This window comes from Psychrobacter sp. AOP3-A1-26, from assembly GCF_052378235.1.
Classification (GTDB): Bacteria; Pseudomonadota; Gammaproteobacteria; order Pseudomonadales; family Moraxellaceae; genus Psychrobacter.
This window is the reverse complement of record NZ_JBQSXN010000023.1, coordinates 1-20960: the sequence shown is the minus strand read 5'-3', so window position 1 is coordinate 20960 and position 20960 is coordinate 1. Positions and strand designations below refer to the sequence as shown.

Sequence of the window (20960 nt, the reverse complement as noted above, 5' to 3'; positions counted from 1 at the left end):
ACATCTTGACAAGTGAGCAGAAAATAGTCATTGTAATGGTTAATCATAGTCTAGCACAAAGGTTATTTAAAAATACCTTGTTACAACTCACCATTAATGCTATATTTTGATTAGTTGATGAGTACCTACACTTTTTCAACCAAAACCTCTTAGGTTATCCTTCGTAAAAACCGTTACCGCAAGAACACCATAAAAAGAATGCAGTAAGTAGTAAAGTGACCAATCACCTGCAACTCCTTTCTTTTGACATGGTTAATTTTTTAAATATACAAAACACAAAAAGTAAAACCGTATGAGTCAGGAAGACTCTTGCTTGAAATCTGATCGACACCTTATCTATCTAATTTTTGTATAACCTTTATTTATACAAGCTTACAAGGATGTAAATCAAAACCCTGCAAAACCCAGTTTTCATTCCTGACCCTACCAATAAACCAGAAAGACTACGCCACGCGCTCAACGTGTCGTCCCTATTGCTGTGTACCTAATTTCTAAAAGACGTTTCTGTCTGTACTTTTTGATGCCAAAAAGTTGATAGCACGCAATATGGCGCAGTCGGTCTGTTCGATATAACCGTTAGATAAGTAACTAAATAAATAAGCAACTCAACAAAAAATGAAGGAATATTTTTGATGATAACAAATGAAGATGGATTAGTGATTCCAACGCTTGATGATATGTTAGAGGCGCATGAGCGTATTAAACCATATATTCATCGCACCCCAGTTCTGACCTCTCGCTTTTTAAACGAGATGGCTGGCTGTGAGATATTCTTTAAATGCGAAAATTTTCAAAAAGCGGGTGCCTTTAAGGTACGCGGCGCATCAAACGCGGTATTTGGTCTGTCTGACGAAGCCGCAAAAAATGGCGTCTGTACTCACAGCTCAGGTAACCATGCTCTGTCTTTATCTTATGCAGCGGGTCGTCGTGGTATACCCTGTAACGTAGTTATGCCTTATAGCGCGCCAGAAGCCAAAAAAGCGGCGGTACGCGGTTATGGCGGTATCATTACTGAATGCGAGCCATCAACCACTTCACGCGAAGAAGTATTTGCCAAGATACAAGCAGAAACAGGCGGCGACTTTGTCCATCCATACAACGACCCACGCGTCATTGCCGGACAAGCGACTTGCTCACGTGAGTTTTTGGAGCAAATGGAAGAACGTGGCGTAAAACCTGATATGGTTGTCGCCCCAATCGGTGGCGGCGGTATGATTTCAGGCACATGCTTGACGTTATCGAACCTAGCCCCTGATGTCAAAATTTATGCTGCAGAGCCTGTCAACGCTGATGATGCCGCGCGCTCACTAAAAGCGGGGCATATTATCGCTGATGATGCACCCGATACTATCGCTGATGGCTTAAAAGTACCGCTTAAAGATTTAACCTGGCATTTTGTCAGCAATTATGTGACCGATATTCTGACCGCGACTGAAGAAGAAATTATTGAAGCCATGAAACTAACGTGGACACATATGAAAATCGTCATCGAGCCAAGCTGTGCAGTACCGCTCGCTGTCATCCTGAAGAACAAAGACGTTTTTGCAGGTAAAAAGGTTGGCGTCATCATCACTGGTGGTAACGTCGATCTTGACAAGCTGCCTTGGAATTAAACAAAAACTGAGCGTTAACTAAGCGTAAATTGAGCGCAAGTTTAAACGCATTTTTATATCCATAAATACAATTAACTAAGTACCGTTAATTAAATACCGTTAATTAAGTAAATACAATCAAATAAACAAATGGAGCTTGAACATGATTACTGAAGAATTAGAAGTTGGTTTTAACGTCCCTGCTGAAGTTGGTATGGATGAAGCAGATATCCAAACCCCTTGCTTGGTATTGGATCTTGACGCCCTTGAGCGCAATATCAAAAAAATGGGCGATTACGCTAAAGACCATAATATGCGCCATCGTAGCCACGGTAAAATGCACAAATCAGTTGATGTACAAAAACTACAACAAGAGATGGGTGGCGCAGTCGGCGTATGCTGTCAAAAAGTTTCTGAAGCAGAAGTGTTTGCACGTGGTGGCATCACAGATATCTTAGTATCTAACCAAGTACGCGAGCCTGCTAAACTTAAACGTTTGGCTAACCTGCCTAAGCTTGGCGCAAAAATCACCGTTTGTGTCGATGATGTCGATAGTGCCGCTGAGTTATCAGCTGCAGCAACCGAAGCAGGCACTGAACTTAATTGCTATATCGAAATTGATTGTGGCGCGGGTCGTTGTGGTGTTACTACCACTGAAGCGGTTGTTGAAATCGCTAAAGCAATTGATGCCGCTGAAAATATCAAATTCACTGGTATTCAAGCGTATCAAGGTGCCATGCAGCACATGGACAGCTTTAGCGATCGTAAAGCTAAAACCCAAATCGCTATCGATCAAGTACAAGAAGCTATCGATGCCTTAGACGAGCTTGGTCTAAAACCAGAGTTTGTTTCAGGTGGCGGTACGGGCAGTTACTACTTTGAAAGTAATTCAGGTGTTTTCAACGAATTACAGTGTGGCTCTTACGCGTTTATGGATGCTGACTACGGTCGTATCTTAGATGAAGACGGCAACCGTATCGATGCTGGTGAGTGGGAAAATGCGTTGTTCCTATTAACTTCTGTTATGAGCCATGCCAAACCTGACAAAGCGATTGTTGATGCTGGTCTAAAAGCTCAATCAGTAGATAGTGGCCTACCCTTTATCTATGGTCGTGATGATGTTGAATACGTTAAATGTTCAGACGAACATGGCGTCGTAAGCGATCCAAATGGCGTACTAAAAATCAATGAAAAACTGAAGCTAGTACCTGGTCATTGTGATCCTACTTGTAACATCCATGATTTTTATATTGGTGTCCGCAACGGTAAAGTTGAAAAAGTATGGCCTGTATCTGCACGTGGTCGCGCATACTAATCACGATAAGTTGAATTAATTTAATTTTATCAGTTTAGTTTAACAGGGGCTGTTGTAGCTTTAGCCTACAGCAGCCCCTTTTTATTAAAGAACTATAGATTAAAAAGTATAAAAAGGAATTTAGAATGAGTGAAGATAATAATGAAGGTCTATTGATCGTATCAGAAGAGGCTTGTAAATCAGTGATTGATCGCCCTTCTGCATTTATCGCGGTTGAAAATGTATTTGCATCAATGTCACGTGGCGACGCGTATAACTTCCCTGTCATCCGTGAAGCGATTGGCTATGCTGATGCTCTATATGGCTTTAAATCAGGTTTTGACCGCGCTGGTAAATCACTAGGTCTAAAATCAGGGGGTTATTGGCCAGGTAATGAAGCTAAAGGCTTGACCAACCATCAGTCAACGATTTTTTTATTCAATCCAGACAATGGTAAGTTGCGTGCACTAGTCGGCGGCAACTACCTAACGGCAGTACGTACCGCAGCGGCATCGGCAGTCTCAATCGCCCACCTAGCACGTAAAGACAGCAAAGTGCTGGGTATGGTTGGTGCGGGTCATCAGTCTACGTTTCAGCTACGCGCCGCGCTTGAACAACGCAAATTTGAAAAAGTAGTCGCTTGGAATAAGAATAAAGATCGTCTTAAAAACTTACAAGCTGTCGCTGAAGAATTAGGTGTACCGTTTGAGTCTGTTGAACGTGAGCAATTATGTGCCGAAGCGGACGTTATTATTACCATTACCTCAGCATTTGAGCCGCTACTAATGAAAGAGTGGATCAAACCCGGTACACATATTGCCTGCATGGGTACTGATACGGTTGGTAAGCAAGAAGTTGATGCTGAATTAATAGCATCGGCTACTGTATTCACTGATGAAATCGCACAATCAATCAGCCTTGGTGAAGCCCAGCACGCGATCAAATCTGGCGCTATCAAAGAATCTGATATCACTACCCTCGGTGACGCCATCAATGGCGATCATCCAGGTCGCAGCTCAGAGGATGAAATCACCCTGTTTGATGGTACTGGTGTTGGCTTGCAAGATTTAGCCGTGGCTTCTGCTGCCGCTAGGCTTGCTGTCGAAAAAGGTGAAGCTCAGCACATCTCGCTATAACTTTCGTTATAGTTGTTATAGTAAGTTCAGTATAAATTAGAACCGCCAAATAATTATTTGGCGGTTTTTTTATAATGTTTATCTGATATTGTTTTAATTTTTTAGATGACAATTATCTATAGCCGATCCGTTATAAAAAACAAATAACTTTGCTGACGATTTCACACAAATACTAACCCATCTTCGGTTTGATGCGCCTTGATATCAACATGATAAATATCACTTAACTGCTCACTCGTCATTACCTCATTAGGCGTGCCTTGAGCAACCACTTTCCCAGCATTCAACAAAACCACTTCATCAGTATAACGATGCGCATGGGTCAAATCATGCAAGACAACAAGGATGCTTTTGTGTTGATGCTGTACCAGATTATGCAAATAACTAAGCAAAAAACGCTGATGACGGATATCTAGATGATTGGTCGGTTCATCGAACATCATAATCTGTGTATTCTGCATCAGCGCTCTTACAATAACCAAACGCTGTTTTTCACCCCCTGATAAGGTCTGCACTCGGGCGCCAGCTAAATTTAATAATTCAAAATCCTGTAGTAAATTTTTCGCCTGTTCAACATGCTGCCCATTTGGACGCTGATACCATGCAAGATTTGGCGAAACCCCCAACAACGCATAATCCAATACCGTTAGCGGCAACTCAAAGCGCTCATGTTGTCCAACCCAAGCGATATGACCATCATTCATAACTTCGTTGATAGGCTGACCTTGAATAGTTATGTCGCCGTGCGTTTTAAGCGCGGTTCCAGTGTGTTGACCCAAAACCGTATGCAGCAACGTGCTTTTACCCGCGCCGTTTGGTCCGATAAAAGCCACCAGTTTGTGGCTTGGTACTGTTAGCTTGTTTACCTTTAATAATGTTTTATTACCGTGAGAAATATGGATATCCTGCATCGATAACAGCTCGTTTGCATCACTGTTATTGATGTTATTGACGTTACTTTCACAGTCCACTGACGGTGTTTTTGATGTCGAAATAAAAAATGAATGAAGCATAAAACCCCTTCTCAATTAGCGGCGGCTACTACGGACAAACAACCAGATAAAGAATGGTCCGCCAAGTAACGCTAAAACGATGCCAACAGGCACGTCAACTGGATAAGCAACATGTCTTGCTGTGCCATCAATGACCAATAACAACATTGCTCCAAGCCAGCCCGACCAAATCATCAGGCGCATACGTCCGCCACCAAACAAAATGGCTAGCAAGTTTGGCACCATCATGCCAATAAAACCTATCACACCTGCCAAAGATACTGCCGCTCCCGTCAATAAAGCCGACGCAATCACTACCATACAACGAACCCTACCAACCTTGATACCCAAAGATTTGGCGGCGGCTTCACCGAGCATTAATCCATCTAGCTGACGACCTAAAGGCAGTAAAATAGCCAGCCCCAATAGCATAGAAACTATTGAATAACGCAGCGGCACAAAGCCCGCTTCCGCCATGCTTCCGGACAGCCAATTGGTTGCTGATCTGAGTACCATGTCATCAGACATAAATAAAATCAGACTAACCACCGCGGCACAAAAAGCACTGATGACAAAGCCCAATATCAGTAAGCCCATCTTTCCACCGCCTAAAAAGCGATGACAAGACAAAATAAACAAGCAAACCAGCACACTACCGCTAAAGGCAGCAAGCGGTATACTGACGCCGCCAAATCCTAACGCTAGTACCAATACCACCCCAAGCGCTGCGCCACCCGACGTGCCAATTAAACTCGGATCTGCTAAAGGATTTTCAAACAGGGCTTGTAGTGCTGCGCCACTAACCGATAATGCCATACCTACTAATAACGCTGTGACTACACGTGGATAGCGCAGCTGCCATATAGTGTCGTCAAGATGATTGGGACTTGACCATTCGCCAAAGCCAATACCAAGACCCAACCAAATCAGTAACCCAGAGGCTATAACGGCAAGCATGTAATAGAAGTTGTGTTTATGCCTGCCAGTTGACGCAGGGACAGGAACGGTAATCGTATTTGCCATATGATGTATCGTTTTATTAAGCAGATGAAAAAGAGTGGTCAATAGCTCACGCTCAGCTTATGAAATTGATGCATAACATAAGGGCTAAAACTATGGCTAAAATAGAGATGACCACGTAAGTAGCTTTAGCTTTTAACCAACTACTTTGCGACTGAATGAAGTCTTTTTAAGATTTGCGGTGAGTTCAAACCATAACGCAAGAAGTCATCGGCTGGCCAAAAGTGTACGCCACCATTTTTACCGGCAGCACTTGCCGCAATCTCTGGACGCTTACTGAATTTACCAACACCGCCGACGACTGCTTGGTTATGATCAGCAATAATAATAACGTCAGGTTTGGCCGCCAGCCAGCCTTCACGTGACATGGGTTTTAACCCTGAGACGTTTGCAGCGTTAATCCCGCCAGCACGGCGAATCAACTCATCCCCTACCGTTCCCTTACCTGCAACGATACGACCGTCGTAACTCAGTAAATAGCGTTTGCCCGTCTTTGCCATTGGGCTCATATCTGCATTCCAACGCTTAGCAAGCTCTGACCCTTGGGGTTTTTTACCCACGTAGCTGCCGATAGATTTAATACTATTGGCAAAGGTGCTTACCTGTTCTTTGGGTGCCACATTGACCGCTTTAACCTTTAAGCTATTTAAGCGCTGATAGATACTCGCAGGCTGCACCATATAACTACCGAGTACCAAATCAGGCTTGACTGCCAAGACTGATTCAGCAGTAATATTACGGTGCATGCCTACTGCGGGCACGCTCTTTAGCGCTGGATTATCATTGGTCGCATCTTTACCAACCAATTTATCAGTCGCGCCTAATGCCACTACTACGTCTGCAACATCTGGACTCATCGCGACAATACGCTCATAAGCTTGGGCGGAAAGCGAGGGCAAGGCAAATGCGCCAATCATAACAGCTACGTTTAATGTACCTTTACTAAAAGACTGGTCTATCATTGAAGGCTTTTCTGATGTTAGATTTTTGCTGCTTTTTTTAAATAACTGAGAGGACATGAAAATTCCTTGTTCATAATCTTTAAGGACTACTGATGACGGTTGTCGATTAATAATAATGATTGATTAGAACGACTGGCACGTAAAGTGTTATGCAAAGAAAGTGTTACGCAAAGGATATGCAGCTCTAGTTCCAGTCGTCATTATTTATATGCTACGTTAAATCTATACCATTTCCTCAGTGCTTAGCGCTTGGGTTACCGTCGTTTGCACTGCGACTTCTGAATACGAATGAGCTGCGACAATATTGGCGACAATTTGCTGCCATTCAACAAGCTCAGGTGTGCCTTCAATACGTTGACCAAATACACTAAATATACTAGACCCTTTGTTATCAAAACCTTCAATACAAGTCACAATACCGTCTTTAGTTGGGCGCTTAACGCACCATACTTGCGCTAACGCTTTGTCTTTTAGGTGCAGCGTAAAATTATTGTGACCTTTATCTAACACATTAAACCAGTCCCCCATACGCTTTAACGTTTGCACGGTACCCGTTTGAATTTGTACCAAACCACTATTACCAACGAACGTCATAATGGGACATTTGGCATCACGCGCTTGTTCAAAAATCGCTTCGACAGCGCTAATATCAAGACGATGCGTCATTTGTTCAGGGGCTTGTTGGTAGCTGCTGGCGCGATCGATATCGAGATTTTTTAACAAGCTATGAAACTGATGCACGTCTGTCATTTCTTGCCAACCTTGTTGCAGTTGCGCACGCTCCTCTTCACTCAGCGCTTTATAACGCCAGTCTGTAGGCTGCTCCTGAGCAGTTAGGGTTAGCTCATCAATACCAACCGTTTGTAATTGCTCCTGAATCATCGCTTGCCAGCGGGCAATGCTGTCCGCACTCAACTCACGTAGATAAACTTTGTCGATGGCAGCGCCCTCGGCATTATAAAACTGGATACTATATGAAGGCTTATCAGCGCGGCTGGTATCAGTGACCGCCAACATATGATGCCATTGCCACATAAAGAAACGTAAATCCAAACCGCCGACATTGAGCGCCAGTCCCATTTTTTCGCCCAGCTTAAGATTGTTGTATGGCGCCGTTTTTTCATGGACAGCTAGCTCGTTTCTCACGATGCTTTCCATATCACCAAACTTTTCAAACTGCTTTAAGACCGCTTTACACTGATTACCAATATAATGGCTATAAGGGGATGCTAGCATCAGCTCAAACTCGCTTACCCCAAGTGCAATCGCCCCTTCTGTAGGAAACAGCATCGGTGTTTTTGTTTTTAAAGTTTGATACTGCTGCCAAAGCTCAGTATTTTTTTTGGTTAAAAATAACGGGTAACTCATAGGGCGCTCCATAAACTAGTCGGTAATAAAAAAGCCAATCACCTTGGCTTTATCAGTTTGAAAGTTGAATGCATGAAAGTAGCAGCGATAAAATATATGACAGATGTTTAAAAAGCGCGGCTTGTCAAAGCTTCAACAAGCGGCTGTTTATTCATAACAGCTTTTTCATCATTGACGTTTATCATTTCTGCTAAGGAGTATTGAACGGAAATTATTATGGCAACATTTTTTCACTTTGTAAATAGTAATAATTATCATTTGCATCTTGATAATTATTATCGTTTGAAATATGATGTCTGAACTTTGTTACTGACGATAGTGATTTTAGTAACGAAACCTTGATGAACTAAACCAATACACTGTTGCTTTAAATCGATTTCTTAGCTTTCTAAGATCTTTAAGCAGCGCGACTTTCTTACTTTTCCTCCTACGATGGTTGTTTTATTTATGTCGATTTTAGCGTCTCAACTCCCTTTAACTCATACAAGATTACACACCCATCCGCCACAGCTACGTCGTCGCCCTTTAGCCATGAGTATCGCTTTAGTCATATCTGGATTGCTACCTTTTTCAGTCCAAGCGGCGCCAACAGCGCTACCAACAGCTGAAACCTACTCTAAAAACCCCTCTGACAAATCCGATGATGCAGCCATGCCGAGCATACGTTTAGACCCCATTGTAGTGACTGCCACTCGCTCAGAACGGGCGTTAAGTGATGCACCCGTAGCGTTGCAAGTATTGAGCCGCCAAAAGCTCGATGACAATCATGCTCATACTTTAAAAGACGCTTTAGCACTACTGCCCAATGTGTATTTACGCGAAGTCCATGGCAAGACCGGTTATGAGGTCAGCATGCAAGGCTTCACAGGTGACCAAGTATTGGTATTGATTGATGGCTTACCCATTACTGCAAGTACCGGCTCGACGGTAAACTTAAATCAATATATGAATATGGACATAGAACAAATAGAAGTGGTTCAAGGAGCGGCTTCAGCGCAGTTTGGTAGTGCAGCCATGGGCGGTGTGATTAATATTATTACCAAACCCATTGATGCAGCAAAAGGACATATCACCACCGAGCTTGCCAGCAACGGTCAACAAAATCCGTCCGATAAAAAGTTAGATGCTAATAAACGTTATGTGGAAGCCAGTATTGAAGGCGCATTGGATAAGGAACAGCGTTTTCACGCTCGCTTATCAGGGTCGTATCTGGATAATAATGGCTTAAGCTTAGACCATAAAGCGTGGCCCAGATTAAAAGATGCCAGCGAGCAATCACAAATAAGTGCCCGCCTGAGCTATAGCCCTGATGGTAAAGCCATATTAGACGATGACGATAGCCGAGTGGTCAAAAATTCTCAATACTGGTTAGAGGCCAGCCACTATCAAGAAGATGATGTCAGTCGCTTTAATTATTATGTGCCACCGCGCTATTTAGCACAGCAAAGAGATGAGCACATCACCAAGCAGCGTTTTAGTGTTGGGGCGCGCACTGATATTGCACCGCATGCTGATGATCGCAGTAAAACCTATCGGCTATCGGCTCAAGCGTTCTATGAGGACTATCAAAGCGAATCTGATACCAAAACTCAGCAGACCGTTACCAGTATTCGTGACACCAATATCACTACGGCACTGGCTCAGGCTCAGCTTGACCTACCGGAATGGGTAATATCGGATAATCATACTCACCTCATACAAGTCGGCGGTCAGGTTCAACAAGACAAATTAAGCCAAACAAAAAATCAAGTCAGTGAACTTATTAGCGATAACGTCAGCCGCGATGTCGGTGAGCTGTATCTACAAGATGATTGGCTGATTGGGGATAATTGGGAGGTTCTAAGCGGTGTTCGTTATCAAAACGACGAAGACTTTGGCGATCATGTCGCACCGAAAGTTTCCCTTAAATATAACCACTTAGATGCCAATGGCCGCGATCATATCTTTCGCAGCAGTATTGGCGGCGGTTATCGCGTGCCCAATCTAAAAGAGCGCTACTACGTCTTTGACCACAGTAACTTGGGCTATAAAGTCATGGGCAATCCTGACTTGCAACCCGAAACCTCAACCAGTTATCAAGTCGGCTATCAAGGTCAGCTTAGCGACAGCGTTAATTTGACGGTTAATGGTTTTTATAATGAGATCGACGATTTAATCCAAACCGATGAAGACAATGCGACCTTTGAGGGCAATATCGCCATTTATAAATATATGAATGTCGACAGCGCCAAAACTTATGGCGGCGATATCGGTATTGATTGGCAAGTGGATGACCGCGCCAAGCTGCAAACAACTTATGCCTACCTGAACACACATAACAATGTGACCGATACCGAGCTGACCTATAAGCCCAATCATAAAGCGATGCTGGCACTTGATTACCGTATCAATGACAAATTACAGCTTATCCCGCGCCTTAATTATGAATCCAAGCAGCTCATTAGCACTAGCGAACAAGCGTATTCACCGTCTTGGTGGACGCTCGATAGCAAGCTCAACTATGACGCGACGGCAAACTTGAGCTTGTATGCCGCGATTAATAATATTTTTGATGTACAGCGTGATGTCAAAGACAGCAGTGACTATCGTCCTATTGATAATCGCGAATGGCTACTTGGCGCCAGTTATCACTGGTAAGCCTTTCATCAACAATAATTCTAAATCAAACATATTCGTACGATTACTTTTCACACTTTTTTTCACGTTTTATATAAAACTATGACTATTAATGAGCCTAATATGACCCAAATTATCCCAGCATTTAACACCAAACCAAAAACATTGCTGATGCTAGTAACCACCAGTATATTATCCCTCAGCATTATCGGTTGCGGCAGCGACAGTGGCGGCAACAGTAATGACAATAGCGGTAGTACGCCTCCCGTTAGCAGTGCCAGTTTTAGCGAAACCGCGACGTGGCAGGTCACCAATTTAGCCCTAGGTACAGCGACATGTTATGACTTTGATGCCAAAGCTGAGAGTGCTTGCGAGGGAGATAACTGGGATATTAAATTTGAGAATGAAGCACGTTCGCCGAAGTTATGGTCAAACAGTGGCGACTCTGGTCAAGGTAAAGGCGGCGTCTTTGGGCTAATAGATTGGTCGGATTTAGGACGCTATAGCAATGCCATTCAAGATCCTGATACCAGTCGTGACATCACCATGCATTATAATGAAGACCGCAGTGGCGGTATTTTCAATACCGAGCCTTGGTTTGAGTACAATTTAAAAGAGGCGCATCAGTTGTATCCTAACAACCGCGTCTACCTGATTACCAATGATAATAGCAATGCCATAACAGACAGTAGCGTACAGCAGCCTATTTATGCCATGCAGATTACTAACTATTATAATGACGCTGGCAAGTCTGGCTATCCAACCATTCGCTGGATTGATACCGCCTTACCTAACAAGGTAAAAACCAACACCATTGATGCCTCAAATAATGACAATTGGGTCTACTTTGATTTAAAAACAGGACAAAGCAGCACGGATAAAAATAGCATCTGGCAAGTTGGCTTTAAGCGTAATGATGTCATTTTAAATGGTGGTGATTCAGCTGTTGATAGCAACAAAGGTAAAGTCGGCGGTTACCTTGCCGCTACGCCAGCAGGATACTATAGTGACAAAGAAGGTGACGACCAAGATGCGCCTATTGTCAGTCAATTTCTGAAAGATAATACTGCTGCCACGTTAACCGACTTAACCAACATCGCCGCTTATACCAAGCCAAGTAGTGCCAGAGACTGGGTGATTGATAGTAAAGGCTCAGACCTCAACCCTGCTTACACCGGCAACTTCCCCAACTTAGACTTTGGCTGGTATACCTACAATGGAATGACCCATCAGCTAAACGCCAAACCTATTGAAACCAGCAAAGGCGCGTTAATCAGATCAGCAGAAGGTAATAGCTATGCGCGGCTACGTTTGGATAAAATCAACTATCCTGATAATAGTACAACTACGGCGACTTCATGGGAGTTTAAGTTGGATATACAGCCCGCACCTTAGTTTCAAAGTGAAAAATATGAACGAGTCTAGAACAATAAAACCGAACAATGATTGACCATATAGTCAATCCTAAATAGAATAGGTACCAATATTACAACGCGCTACTGGTATAAAACTTCCTTGCTTGCTGTGCCAGCGCAGACAAAGGCCGCGCAAAATTTATCCCAGTAGCACGGTGTTCGCTTTACTGTGTTTTTTACAGTGCATCGATTATATTCGCTGCATCAATCAATGAGCATAAACAGTGTCCAAGAATAGTTGCTAAAAATAGTTGTTAAAATAAAACCAATACTAATTATTATCCAACCTTTACGTATTTAGCGTACTAAAATCACAGGAGACAAGGTGCTGGCGATAATCTCTGTCGTGGTACTACCCAAAAACAACTGCTGCAACTTCGAGTGGCCGTAAGCACCCACCACCATAATATCGATGTGATTGTCTGCTTGAAATGTCAATAGGCCATGCACGGCATCAGAGGCAGATAAGTGATGAGCATCTACACTGTACCCAGCGTCCTCTAACTGTGCCGCGGCGGCACTTAAGCTTTGTTTGGCATCGTCATTATGACTGCCTATCATGACGATATGACCTTGCAGGCCTTTTAATACTGGGCTGCGCGCTACCATCCATGCGGCTTTAATAGCGGTTTTGCTACCATCAAACGCTATCATATAAGAGCTTGGTTCTTTAAATGTTTCTGAACAAATCAATACAGGGACATCGGAGGCACGAGCCACGGTTTCGATTTGGCTACCAATATTAATACGGCTGTTTTTATGGTCTTCTCCGCGCCGTCCCATGATAATGGCACGATTTTCTGTTTTAAAACGCTCAATAGCAGGTAGCAACTTGCCGCGACGTTGATAGATGCGAATGTCGATATGACTGATGTGAGCACTATGATTGACGTGATTAAAGTTATTTTGGATATGGCTTTTGGCATCTTGGACCAAAGCATTACTATAATTATTCACTACCTTGGCTCGTGTTTCATCCAATTGTGACAGCTCTTCTAACAAAAGCTGGCGACTGTTCACCCCTATCGCACCCGACAAGTCGCGTCTAATCGATGCAGGAACGTCACTGACATGCAATAACCCAACAGGTAAATTTAGCTTACTGGCATACCATGCGGCATAATCACAAACCGATTCAGTCACTGCCGAACCGTCAATACAGGCCAAAACATGCTGTGATGTGGTCATAATCTGTCCTTAAATTTAATGATTTAACCCTATATAGCTTTAAACACACACCATAAATGCTTGGTAATAAAACGCATCCACTGCCTTGATAATAACCAATTTGGTCGACTTCATCCAGCGATGCGTGCTTACTTATACAATAATGTTAAATTTGTTATTACCATCATTATCCAAGGTTTGAAAAAGCAGTGTCTTAAAACCTTGTCTTTATGGGCTAAAAAAGTCTTATCATCGTCTAACCACACTCCCTAGCAAATTTTGCTACAATAGTTTTCTTAGTATTTATGATTTAAGTATCGTTATTTAGGTGATGGAATTATGGCCAAAAATGCCCTACAGGCTCAATTATTAAAAGCGGGATTGGTGGATGCCAAAAAAGCCAAGAAAATCAGTAAGCAAGCTCAGCATGCTAAGCGTACTGGCGACTCAGAAAGCATAGAAGCCAAAAAAGCATTGGCAGAGGCTCAAGCAAAAAAACTAGAAAAGGATCAAAAGCTCAATCAGGAAAAACAACGTGCTTTAGAAGAAAAAACGCTGAAAGCCAATATTGCGCAAATGATTAAACAGCATCAAATCACTGAGACAGATGGTGATATCAGCTATCAATTCGTCGATGATTCCAAGGTTAAAAAAATTGCTATCACTCAAAAACTATACGATCAAATAGTAGCGGGTCACGTGGTTATTGCGCGATTAGAAGAAAGCTATGCGCTACTCCCTCGTCCATTGGCTGACCGTATCGATACAAAAATGGAAGGCTTCATAGTTGTGTCTAACGATACCTCAGAAGAAGTACTGGCAGAAGACGATCCTTATGCCGCCTACGTCATTCCAGACGATTTAATGTGGTAATTGTCGACTTTTATAGTGACGGTTAAACCAAAAACCCTTTATAGTGTTAAATACGCTATAAAGGGTTTTTGGTTTAATACGCTTACTAAAGCATAGCCGCTTTAGCTGGATAATATCTTATGCTTAAAAGAATATTGTTGATACTGCTAATAGTGTTATTAGCGGCAAGCTTTTTTTATTTTGACCTGAATGAGCTATTAACGCTCGAAGGTTTGAAAGGATCAATGGCGCAATTTGACCAATATAAAGCGCACTCACCATTATTAATTATCGGACTTTTCTTTTTAATCTATGTTGTGGTCACGGCATTATCCTTACCCGGTGCTGCCATACTCACCTTGGCAGCTGGGGCATTATTTGGCTTGCTACAGGGATTACTGGTCGCTTCATTTGCCTCAAGTATCGGTGCGACACTGGCCTTTTTGACTTCACGGTATTTGCTGCGCGATACGATTAAGCAGCGATTCCCCGAACGTCTGGCAGCTATTGATGCTGGTATCAAAAAAGAAGGCGCTTTTTACTTATTTACCCTACGTCTCGTACCTATTTTTCCGTTCTTTTTGATCAACTTACTGATGGGTGTCACCGCTATTAGAGCAAGGACATTTTACTGGGTAAGCCAAATTGGCATGCTTGCAGGTACTTTTGTCTTCGTCAATGCTGGTACGCAATTGGCACAAATCGACAGTTTGTCAGGGATATTATCGTTCAATTTGATTGTCTCATTCGCCTTGTTAGGTTTTTTCCCATTGATAGCAAAAGCCATTTTAAACCTATTCAAAAAGCGTCGTGTCTATAAAAACCATCATAAGCCGAAAAAATTCGACCGCAATATGATCGTGATTGGGGCTGGTGCGGGCGGCTTGGTCACCAGTTATATCGCTGCAACTGTTAGAGCAAAAGTCACGCTCATCGAAGCGGGAGAAATGGGTGGCGACTGTCTAAACTACGGCTGCGTGCCAAGTAAAACCCTCATTAAAAGCGCAAAAGTCGTAGAACAAATGCACCATGGTGAGCGTTACGGTTTGGAGAATACAGTACCGCAATTTTCATTTAAAAAAGTCATGGCGCGTGTCCATAAAGTCATCGCTGACATCGCCCCAAACGACAGTATCGATCGCTATACAGGTTTGGGCGTGGAGGTTCTAAAAGGCTATGCCAAACTTATCGATCCATGGACGGTAGAAATCGCGCTGAATGATGGTGGCACACAAACGCTCACCGCGCGGTCGATTGTTATCGCCACTGGCGCACGGCCATTTATACCACCATTATCTGGTATCGAAGAGAGTGGCTATGTCACCAGCGATACCATATGGCATAAGTTTTCAGCGCTTGATAAGCCACCAAAAAAACTGGTGGTGCTTGGTGGTGGCCCTATTGGCTCTGAGCTGGCACAGGCTTTTGCACGCTTAGGCTCGAGTGTGACTCAAATAGAAAGGGGCACGCGCCTCATGAAAAAGGAAGATATAGAAGTCTCAGAGTTGGTGCAGCAAGCATTGATAAGTAGTGGCGTCAAGGTGTTGACCTCACATCAAGCCATTCGCTGCGAAACTTACGATGATAAAAAATACATTGTGGTTCAGCCACAGAACGAAAAAGGTCAATCTAAAGAAATCACTATCGAATATGACGAGTTACTTTGCGCTGTCGGCCGCAGCGCACGTCTTGACGGTTATGGCTTAGAGGCCTTAGGTATCGAAACGGCTCGGACCATTATCACTAATGAATACTTAGAAACGCTCTATCCAAATATTTATGCGGCAGGTGATATCGTTGGCCCCTACCAATTCACTCATGTGGCATCCCATCAAGCTTGGTACGCTGCCGTAAATGGTTTATTTGGACACCTTAAAAGATTTAAAGTCGACTATCGAGTGATTCCGTGGACGACATTTATCGACCCAGAAGTCGCGCGCGTTGGCTTAAACGAGCAGCAGGCTGTTGAAAAAAATATCGACTTTGAAGTGACACGCTACGACTTTAAAACCCTAGATCGCGCAGTGACAGAAAGCGCCAACCATGGCTTTATCAAAGTGATTACCCCGAAAGGCAAAGATAAAATACTTGGCGTTACTATCGTATCTGAGCATGCTGGTGACTTAATAAGCGAGTTTGTTTTGGCCATGAAGCACGGCTTAGGGTTGAATAAAATACTTGGCACCATCCATGTTTATCCCACATGGGCGGAAGGTAATAAGTATGTTGCTGGTGAATGGAAACGCAACCATGCCCCTGAAAAAACCTTGAATTGGCTTGAAAAATACCATACATGGCGTCGAGGTTAGCTGAGTTTTACCGATACGTTTAGGGTATGTTCAACAGACCCTAAACTGCTTTTGCTAACTCTTTATGTTTTAAACCAATCGTTCTAAGCTTACCTTTATCATCAACCTCTTTGATGACCAACGACCATTCATCATTAATTGTAACCGTATCACCCGATACTGGCGCCATATCCAAGCTGTCTTTGACATATTCAGCGACCGTTTGCTCCCACATACTTGTTATCTTATCCTCAGGGTCAGGTTTAGATTTTAGTTTATCTACTAAAGACTCAGATGTCATGACGCCTGTAAAGAATGGCAAATCTCCTAGCTTTACACTCGGTGATAGCAACCAATCACCATAAAAGTCATCGATGGCCTTACGGTCTAATGTCGTGTCATTAAAAATCTTGGCAATCTGACTGGCATGATTACCCCTCATGGCGTACCAGACAATATCACCAAATTTGAGCTTGGTACTGTCATCGACAAGGATAATCTGCTTGCCACGCACCAAGGCGAAAACACTAATCTCATTAGGATTGACTCGATTAGAGATACCCATCGGATGACGACCAATCGCAAACGCGCCTGACTTTACTTGAAACTGATATAACGTAATGCTGGCTTTGTCCGATACCCAAACTTCATGCTCTTCTTCTGGATCTTTATTGTTCGGAATACGTACTTTAAATAAATCCGCCATAAATGGAATGGTGGTGCCTTGCAAAATCAAGGATAAAACCACCACGCCAAAAGCAATATCAAACAGCTTAAAAGCACCATCTATCCCTGCCATTACGGGCAAAATCGCAAGCGTAATAGGCACTGCGCCACGTAAACCGACCCAAGAAACAAAGCCAATCTCTCTATCTTTAAACTTAAACGGTTTAACGCTGCTATAAACGGCGATAGGACGGGCAACCAAAATCATAAAGGCGGCAATCGCAACCGAGTAATACCAAACATCGATAACATTGGATGGTGTTACCAATAAACCCAATACCACGAATAATACTGCTTGTGATAACCAAGCAAAGCTATCCATCACCCGCATAACGTGCTCGGTTGAGCGGACTTTGTGGTTGCCAATCAGCACACCCGTGAGATAGATCGCCAAAAACCCACTACCGCCAATCAGGTTGGTCGCGGCAAAAACGGCCAAGCCAGCCGACATAATTAAAATGGCATACATGCCCTCTGCCAACAGTATCTTGGGTAGTAATCTTGCCAATAAATAGCCAAACAGTAAGCCCATGCCCAAGCCAAAGCTAAGCTGCTGTAACAACAACCCCAAGAAGCCCAGCACTGTTTGCCCAGCAGGGTCCACATTTAAGGCAATGAGTCCTGTCACTAGCAAAATAGCCAAAGGGTCGTTGGCTCCCGACTCTAGCTCTAGTGTCGCCTGTACGCGGTCGTTAAGTTTAACCCCGCCATTACGTAGCAGTGAAAATACCGCTGCCGCATCGGTCGAGCCCACAATCGCTGCCATTAGCAAGCCCAAGCGCCAATCGACATCGAGTAGCCAAGTCACGAAGACACCCAATATCATGACCGTAGCCAGCACGCCCCAAGTAGCGAGAGTGATGGCTGGCTTTAGACCGACTCGGAAAGATTTAAATGAGGTTCGTAATCCACCATCTAGCAAAATACAGGCTAAAGCCGCCTGGCCCACAAAGTTAGCGATACCATATTGAGAAAACTCAATACCCAAGATACCTTCTTCACCGGCGAGCATACCTACTACTAAAAATAATAATAATAGTGGAACGCCCAAACGCGCTGATAACGTACTTGCCATAATACTGGCAAAAATTAATACTGCCCCTACGAGATACAGGATATTTAAGGTATCCATCTTTTTTTAAGCCCTATTTTTAATCATTATTACGTGAGTGTTGGCTTTACCTTTTCTAGCCCGTGTGTTCCAAAAATGCTACCACTTTAAATATCCTAAATAAAATCATCTCAAGCCAATTTACTTAAATGTCCAAACCATAAAAGCTGACTATATTTTATAACATATAACCCTGTTGTTAGTCTCTGCTAAACGCCAATAACCTACAATTCAGATAGAAAACCGTGGTTATACAGTCATCTTTAGGCTTTTAATAATAAAGCCCTACATCAAATCTATAGTGAGTTCATTTTAAAACTGATACGAGTACTAACTATGTATAGCAAAAGTCGATTAACAACCTACAATGTAACATTAAAAAAGCCCTACTTAGTAATGATACTAAATAGAGCTTTTTAGTGCTTATCAATTATTAAACAATGCGCATTATAATAAATGATATCGTTCACTTAAGCGATTAAAAACCATTTAACTTACTTCGGTTTAAGCGCTGCGCTAATATCCGCCAATAACGGTGGAATATCATGTTTATCTGCCATGACTTCTAGCATCACCAGTTTATCAGTCGTGGCGGCGGCTTTTTTCAATGCCGCTTTTAACTCGCCTGCCGTCTCTACTTTCAGTAGCAAGCTATTATCTTCATTGGCACCAAAGGCTTGCGGCATCAATTGCCAGTCACATTTAGGAATGTCATTATAACGCTGATTTTCACCATGAATCGCCCGCTCAACAGTATAACCATCATTATTAATCAACACAATAACAGGATTGGTGCGCTCTTGAATCATCACGGCTAACTCTTGAACCGTCAATAACGCCGAGCCATCACCAATCAGCAAGATACTACGCTTATGCGGTGACGCAATGGCTGCCCCCAAACTTGCTGGCAAGGTATAACCAATTGACCCCCACATCGGTTGTCCATAAGAAGTCACCCCTTCTGGTAGACGCACATCGCTGATACCAAAGTATGCCGTACCTTGATCAGAGAACACCAGATTTTTATCATCTAGAGCATCGGCGATGATATGCCATAAATCATCTTGACGAATAGACTCGTCATCTTTGCCATTTTGCTCATGTGGCTTCATCTCTTTACAGAATTGCTTAGGGAGGATCTCAATTCCTGAGGTCATCACTTCATGCAATACTTGTAAAGCATCTTTTAGCGCAATAGGGGCAAAGTTTTTGCCCGCAATACTCGCGCGCTCATAATGCAGATCAACCACCACATCTTCATTAATATCCTGACTAAAGCCTGCGGTGGTGGTATCGGTATATTGCACACCAATTTTAATCAAACATTCGCAGTTTTCGACTGCATCTTTGACCACAGGGCGCGATGCCACGCCAGCGTAAGTACCTGCCCAACGTTTGCTATTTTCATCGAGCAAAGTTTTGCCCCACGATAATGTGGTGTAAGGAATATCGGTATCAGCGATTAAGGATTTGAGCTGATTTTGTAGCCCTAAGCGATGCACCATTAAGTCTGCCATTAGCGTTGTGGTTTTATTTGGCAAAAATTCTATGAGCGCTTGTTTAAAGTCCGCCAGTGCCGCTTGGCTGGTAATATCTTCTTGACTGTCGTCAAGCTTGGTTGTTGGTGGATAAATCGGCATTTTTGCCACATCAGGTGATAGCATCAGATAACCGGGGCGATGCTTTTTAAGAACCAAGCGAATAACACGATCAATCTCTGAGGCGGCATTTTCTGGCGTAATCTGCGCTCGTGCTACAGTGACAGGCTCGACCATCTTGATAAAATGATTAAACACGCCGTCGCCCAAAGTATGGTGAATACGGCGCTTTGAATCTTGCAATGCCGTACTTGGTGCCCCGACCACATGCAATACTGGCGCATATTCAGCAAAAGAGCCAGCAGTGGCATTAATCGCCGACAGCTCACCGACACCAAAGGTCGTCACCATAGCCGCAAACCCACGCTCGCGTGCATAACCATCGGCCGCGTAACCGGCATTTAGCTCATTGGTATTGCCTACCCAGCGTAGTTTATCAGAGGCGATAATATTGTCTAAAAATGTGAGGTTAAAATCACCGGGCACGCCAAATATCTCTGTCGCACCAGCTTCGGCGATACGATCAAATAAATAATCAGCGATTGTATATTGTTGACTCATTTCTTATCCTTAATGCTTACGATTATAAGTATTGATAGTTATCAATAAAAAGTGAAGTTACTTATAAAATGCACACCAGCTTATTTCTTCCGTACAAAGCTTTTGGAATACATATTATAATAAACTGTTATAACATAAAATTAGGGCTGGATGACATGCCTGTTTTGCTAACTTTTACTTTTTATCGTCATAGGTGTTGACAGGCCAAAAAAACTGCGTATAATACGCCTTCATCATCTGATGATAGTTAATCAAATGATTT

General features: G+C 43.1%; 14 protein-coding genes. 7 read left to right on the top strand and 7 right to left on the bottom strand.

From position 1 onward, the window contains the following. Positions 1 to 632 precede the first annotated feature (632 nt). The 3 genes from bhcB (at position 633) to bhcD (ending at position 4022) form a co-directional block, all read left to right on the top strand. Positions 633 to 1613 carry a beta-hydroxyaspartate dehydratase BhcB gene (gene bhcB / locus ACT3TU_RS05950; RefSeq protein WP_192523015.1) on the top strand — a complete coding sequence of 327 codons (981 nt, stop codon included), beginning with the start codon at positions 633 to 635 and terminating at the stop codon, positions 1611 to 1613. Positions 1614 to 1755: 142 nt separating this feature from the next. Then, positions 1756 to 2907, top strand: coding sequence for a 3-hydroxy-D-aspartate aldolase BhcC (gene bhcC / locus ACT3TU_RS05945; protein WP_192523016.1), 1152 nt, complete (start codon positions 1756 to 1758; stop codon positions 2905 to 2907). 125 nt (positions 2908 to 3032) lie between these two features. Further along, positions 3033 to 4022, top strand: coding sequence for an iminosuccinate reductase BhcD (bhcD, locus tag ACT3TU_RS05940; RefSeq protein ID WP_192523017.1), 990 nt, complete (start codon positions 3033 to 3035; stop codon positions 4020 to 4022). Between the two features lie 161 nt (positions 4023 to 4183). Here the strand turns inward: bhcD and ACT3TU_RS05935 are convergent, their stop codons facing one another. The 4 genes from ACT3TU_RS05935 to ACT3TU_RS05920 form a co-directional block, all read right to left on the bottom strand. Then, positions 4184 to 5035, bottom strand: a complete 852-nt coding sequence (locus ACT3TU_RS05935; protein ID WP_444784153.1) for an ABC transporter ATP-binding protein — start codon at positions 5033 to 5035, stop codon at positions 4184 to 4186. Positions 5036 to 5050: 15 nt separating this feature from the next. Further along, on the bottom strand, positions 5051 to 6037 hold the full coding sequence (locus ACT3TU_RS05930) for a FecCD family ABC transporter permease (protein ID WP_225736900.1): 987 nt from the start codon (positions 6035 to 6037) through the stop codon (positions 5051 to 5053). A 140-nt stretch (positions 6038 to 6177) separates the two neighbouring features. Beyond that, entirely contained in the window at positions 6178 to 7053 is an 876-nt protein-coding gene (locus ACT3TU_RS05925; protein ID WP_192529364.1) for a heme/hemin ABC transporter substrate-binding protein, read from the bottom strand. A 165-nt stretch (positions 7054 to 7218) separates the two neighbouring features. After that, positions 7219 to 8364 carry a ChuX/HutX family heme-like substrate-binding protein gene (locus tag ACT3TU_RS05920; protein ID WP_192529365.1) on the bottom strand — a complete coding sequence of 382 codons (1146 nt, stop codon included), beginning with the start codon at positions 8362 to 8364 and terminating at the stop codon, positions 7219 to 7221. A gap of 447 nt (positions 8365 to 8811) precedes the next feature. Here ACT3TU_RS05920 and ACT3TU_RS05915 point away from each other — a divergent pair, with 447 nt between their 5' ends. Beyond that, positions 8812 to 11001 (top strand): TonB-dependent receptor plug domain-containing protein, encoded by a 2190-nt coding sequence (locus ACT3TU_RS05915; RefSeq protein WP_444784152.1) that lies wholly within the window; start codon positions 8812 to 8814, stop codon positions 10999 to 11001. A gap of 102 nt (positions 11002 to 11103) precedes the next feature. Next, entirely contained in the window at positions 11104 to 12375 is a 1272-nt protein-coding gene (locus ACT3TU_RS05910) for an HmuY family protein (protein WP_444784151.1), read from the top strand. A 317-nt stretch (positions 12376 to 12692) separates the two neighbouring features. Here ACT3TU_RS05910 and ACT3TU_RS05905 read toward each other — a convergent pair whose 3' ends face one another. After that, positions 12693 to 13583 (bottom strand): universal stress protein, encoded by an 891-nt coding sequence (locus ACT3TU_RS05905; protein ID WP_192529368.1) that lies wholly within the window; start codon positions 13581 to 13583, stop codon positions 12693 to 12695. A gap of 318 nt (positions 13584 to 13901) precedes the next feature. Here ACT3TU_RS05905 and ACT3TU_RS05900 point away from each other — a divergent pair, with 318 nt between their 5' ends. Then, complete coding sequence (locus ACT3TU_RS05900) at positions 13902 to 14435, top strand: DUF2058 domain-containing protein (RefSeq protein WP_444784150.1); 534 nt, start codon at positions 13902 to 13904, stop codon at positions 14433 to 14435. A gap of 224 nt (positions 14436 to 14659) precedes the next feature. Further along, complete coding sequence (locus ACT3TU_RS05895; protein WP_225736901.1) at positions 14660 to 16723, top strand: FAD-dependent oxidoreductase; 2064 nt, start codon at positions 14660 to 14662, stop codon at positions 16721 to 16723. A 40-nt stretch (positions 16724 to 16763) separates the two neighbouring features. Here the strand turns inward: ACT3TU_RS05895 and ACT3TU_RS05890 are convergent, their stop codons facing one another. Both ACT3TU_RS05890 and ACT3TU_RS05885 read right to left on the bottom strand, forming a co-directional pair. Continuing rightward, the gene (locus ACT3TU_RS05890) at positions 16764 to 18560 is read right to left on the bottom strand and encodes a potassium/proton antiporter (protein WP_192523026.1); all 1797 of its coding nucleotides are present in this window, start codon (positions 18558 to 18560) and stop codon (positions 16764 to 16766) included. Between the two features lie 473 nt (positions 18561 to 19033). Continuing rightward, entirely contained in the window at positions 19034 to 20698 is a 1665-nt protein-coding gene (locus ACT3TU_RS05885) for an alpha-keto acid decarboxylase family protein (protein WP_192524267.1), read from the bottom strand. Positions 20699 to 20960 lie beyond the last annotated feature (262 nt).

Bases quoted from the DNA above. Each gene is read 5' to 3' on its own strand.
- ACT3TU_RS05885 (WP_192524267.1), bottom strand. From the start codon at position 20,698: ATGAGTCAACAATATACAATCGCTGATTATTTATTTGATCGTATCGCC.
- ACT3TU_RS05925 (WP_192529364.1), bottom strand. From the start codon at position 7,053: ATGTCCTCTCAGTTATTTAAAAAAAGCAGCAAAAATCTAACATCAGAA.
- bhcD (WP_192523017.1), top strand. From the start codon at position 3,033: ATGAGTGAAGATAATAATGAAGGTCTATTGATCGTATCAGAAGAGGCT.
- ACT3TU_RS05895 (WP_225736901.1), top strand. From the start codon at position 14,660: ATGGCGCAATTTGACCAATATAAAGCGCACTCACCATTATTAATTATC.
- bhcB (WP_192523015.1), top strand. From the start codon at position 633: ATGATAACAAATGAAGATGGATTAGTGATTCCAACGCTTGATGATATG.
- ACT3TU_RS05905 (WP_192529368.1), bottom strand. From the start codon at position 13,583: ATGACCACATCACAGCATGTTTTGGCCTGTATTGACGGTTCGGCAGTG.
- ACT3TU_RS05915 (WP_444784152.1), top strand. From the start codon at position 8,812: ATGTCGATTTTAGCGTCTCAACTCCCTTTAACTCATACAAGATTACAC.
- ACT3TU_RS05890 (WP_192523026.1), bottom strand. From the start codon at position 18,560: ATGGATACCTTAAATATCCTGTATCTCGTAGGGGCAGTATTAATTTTT.
- ACT3TU_RS05930 (WP_225736900.1), bottom strand. From the start codon at position 6,037: ATGGCAAATACGATTACCGTTCCTGTCCCTGCGTCAACTGGCAGGCAT.
- ACT3TU_RS05910 (WP_444784151.1), top strand. From the start codon at position 11,104: ATGACCCAAATTATCCCAGCATTTAACACCAAACCAAAAACATTGCTG.
- ACT3TU_RS05935 (WP_444784153.1), bottom strand. From the start codon at position 5,035: ATGCTTCATTCATTTTTTATTTCGACATCAAAAACACCGTCAGTGGAC.
- ACT3TU_RS05920 (WP_192529365.1), bottom strand. From the start codon at position 8,364: ATGAGTTACCCGTTATTTTTAACCAAAAAAAATACTGAGCTTTGGCAG.
- bhcC (WP_192523016.1), top strand. From the start codon at position 1,756: ATGATTACTGAAGAATTAGAAGTTGGTTTTAACGTCCCTGCTGAAGTT.
- ACT3TU_RS05900 (WP_444784150.1), top strand. From the start codon at position 13,902: ATGGCCAAAAATGCCCTACAGGCTCAATTATTAAAAGCGGGATTGGTG.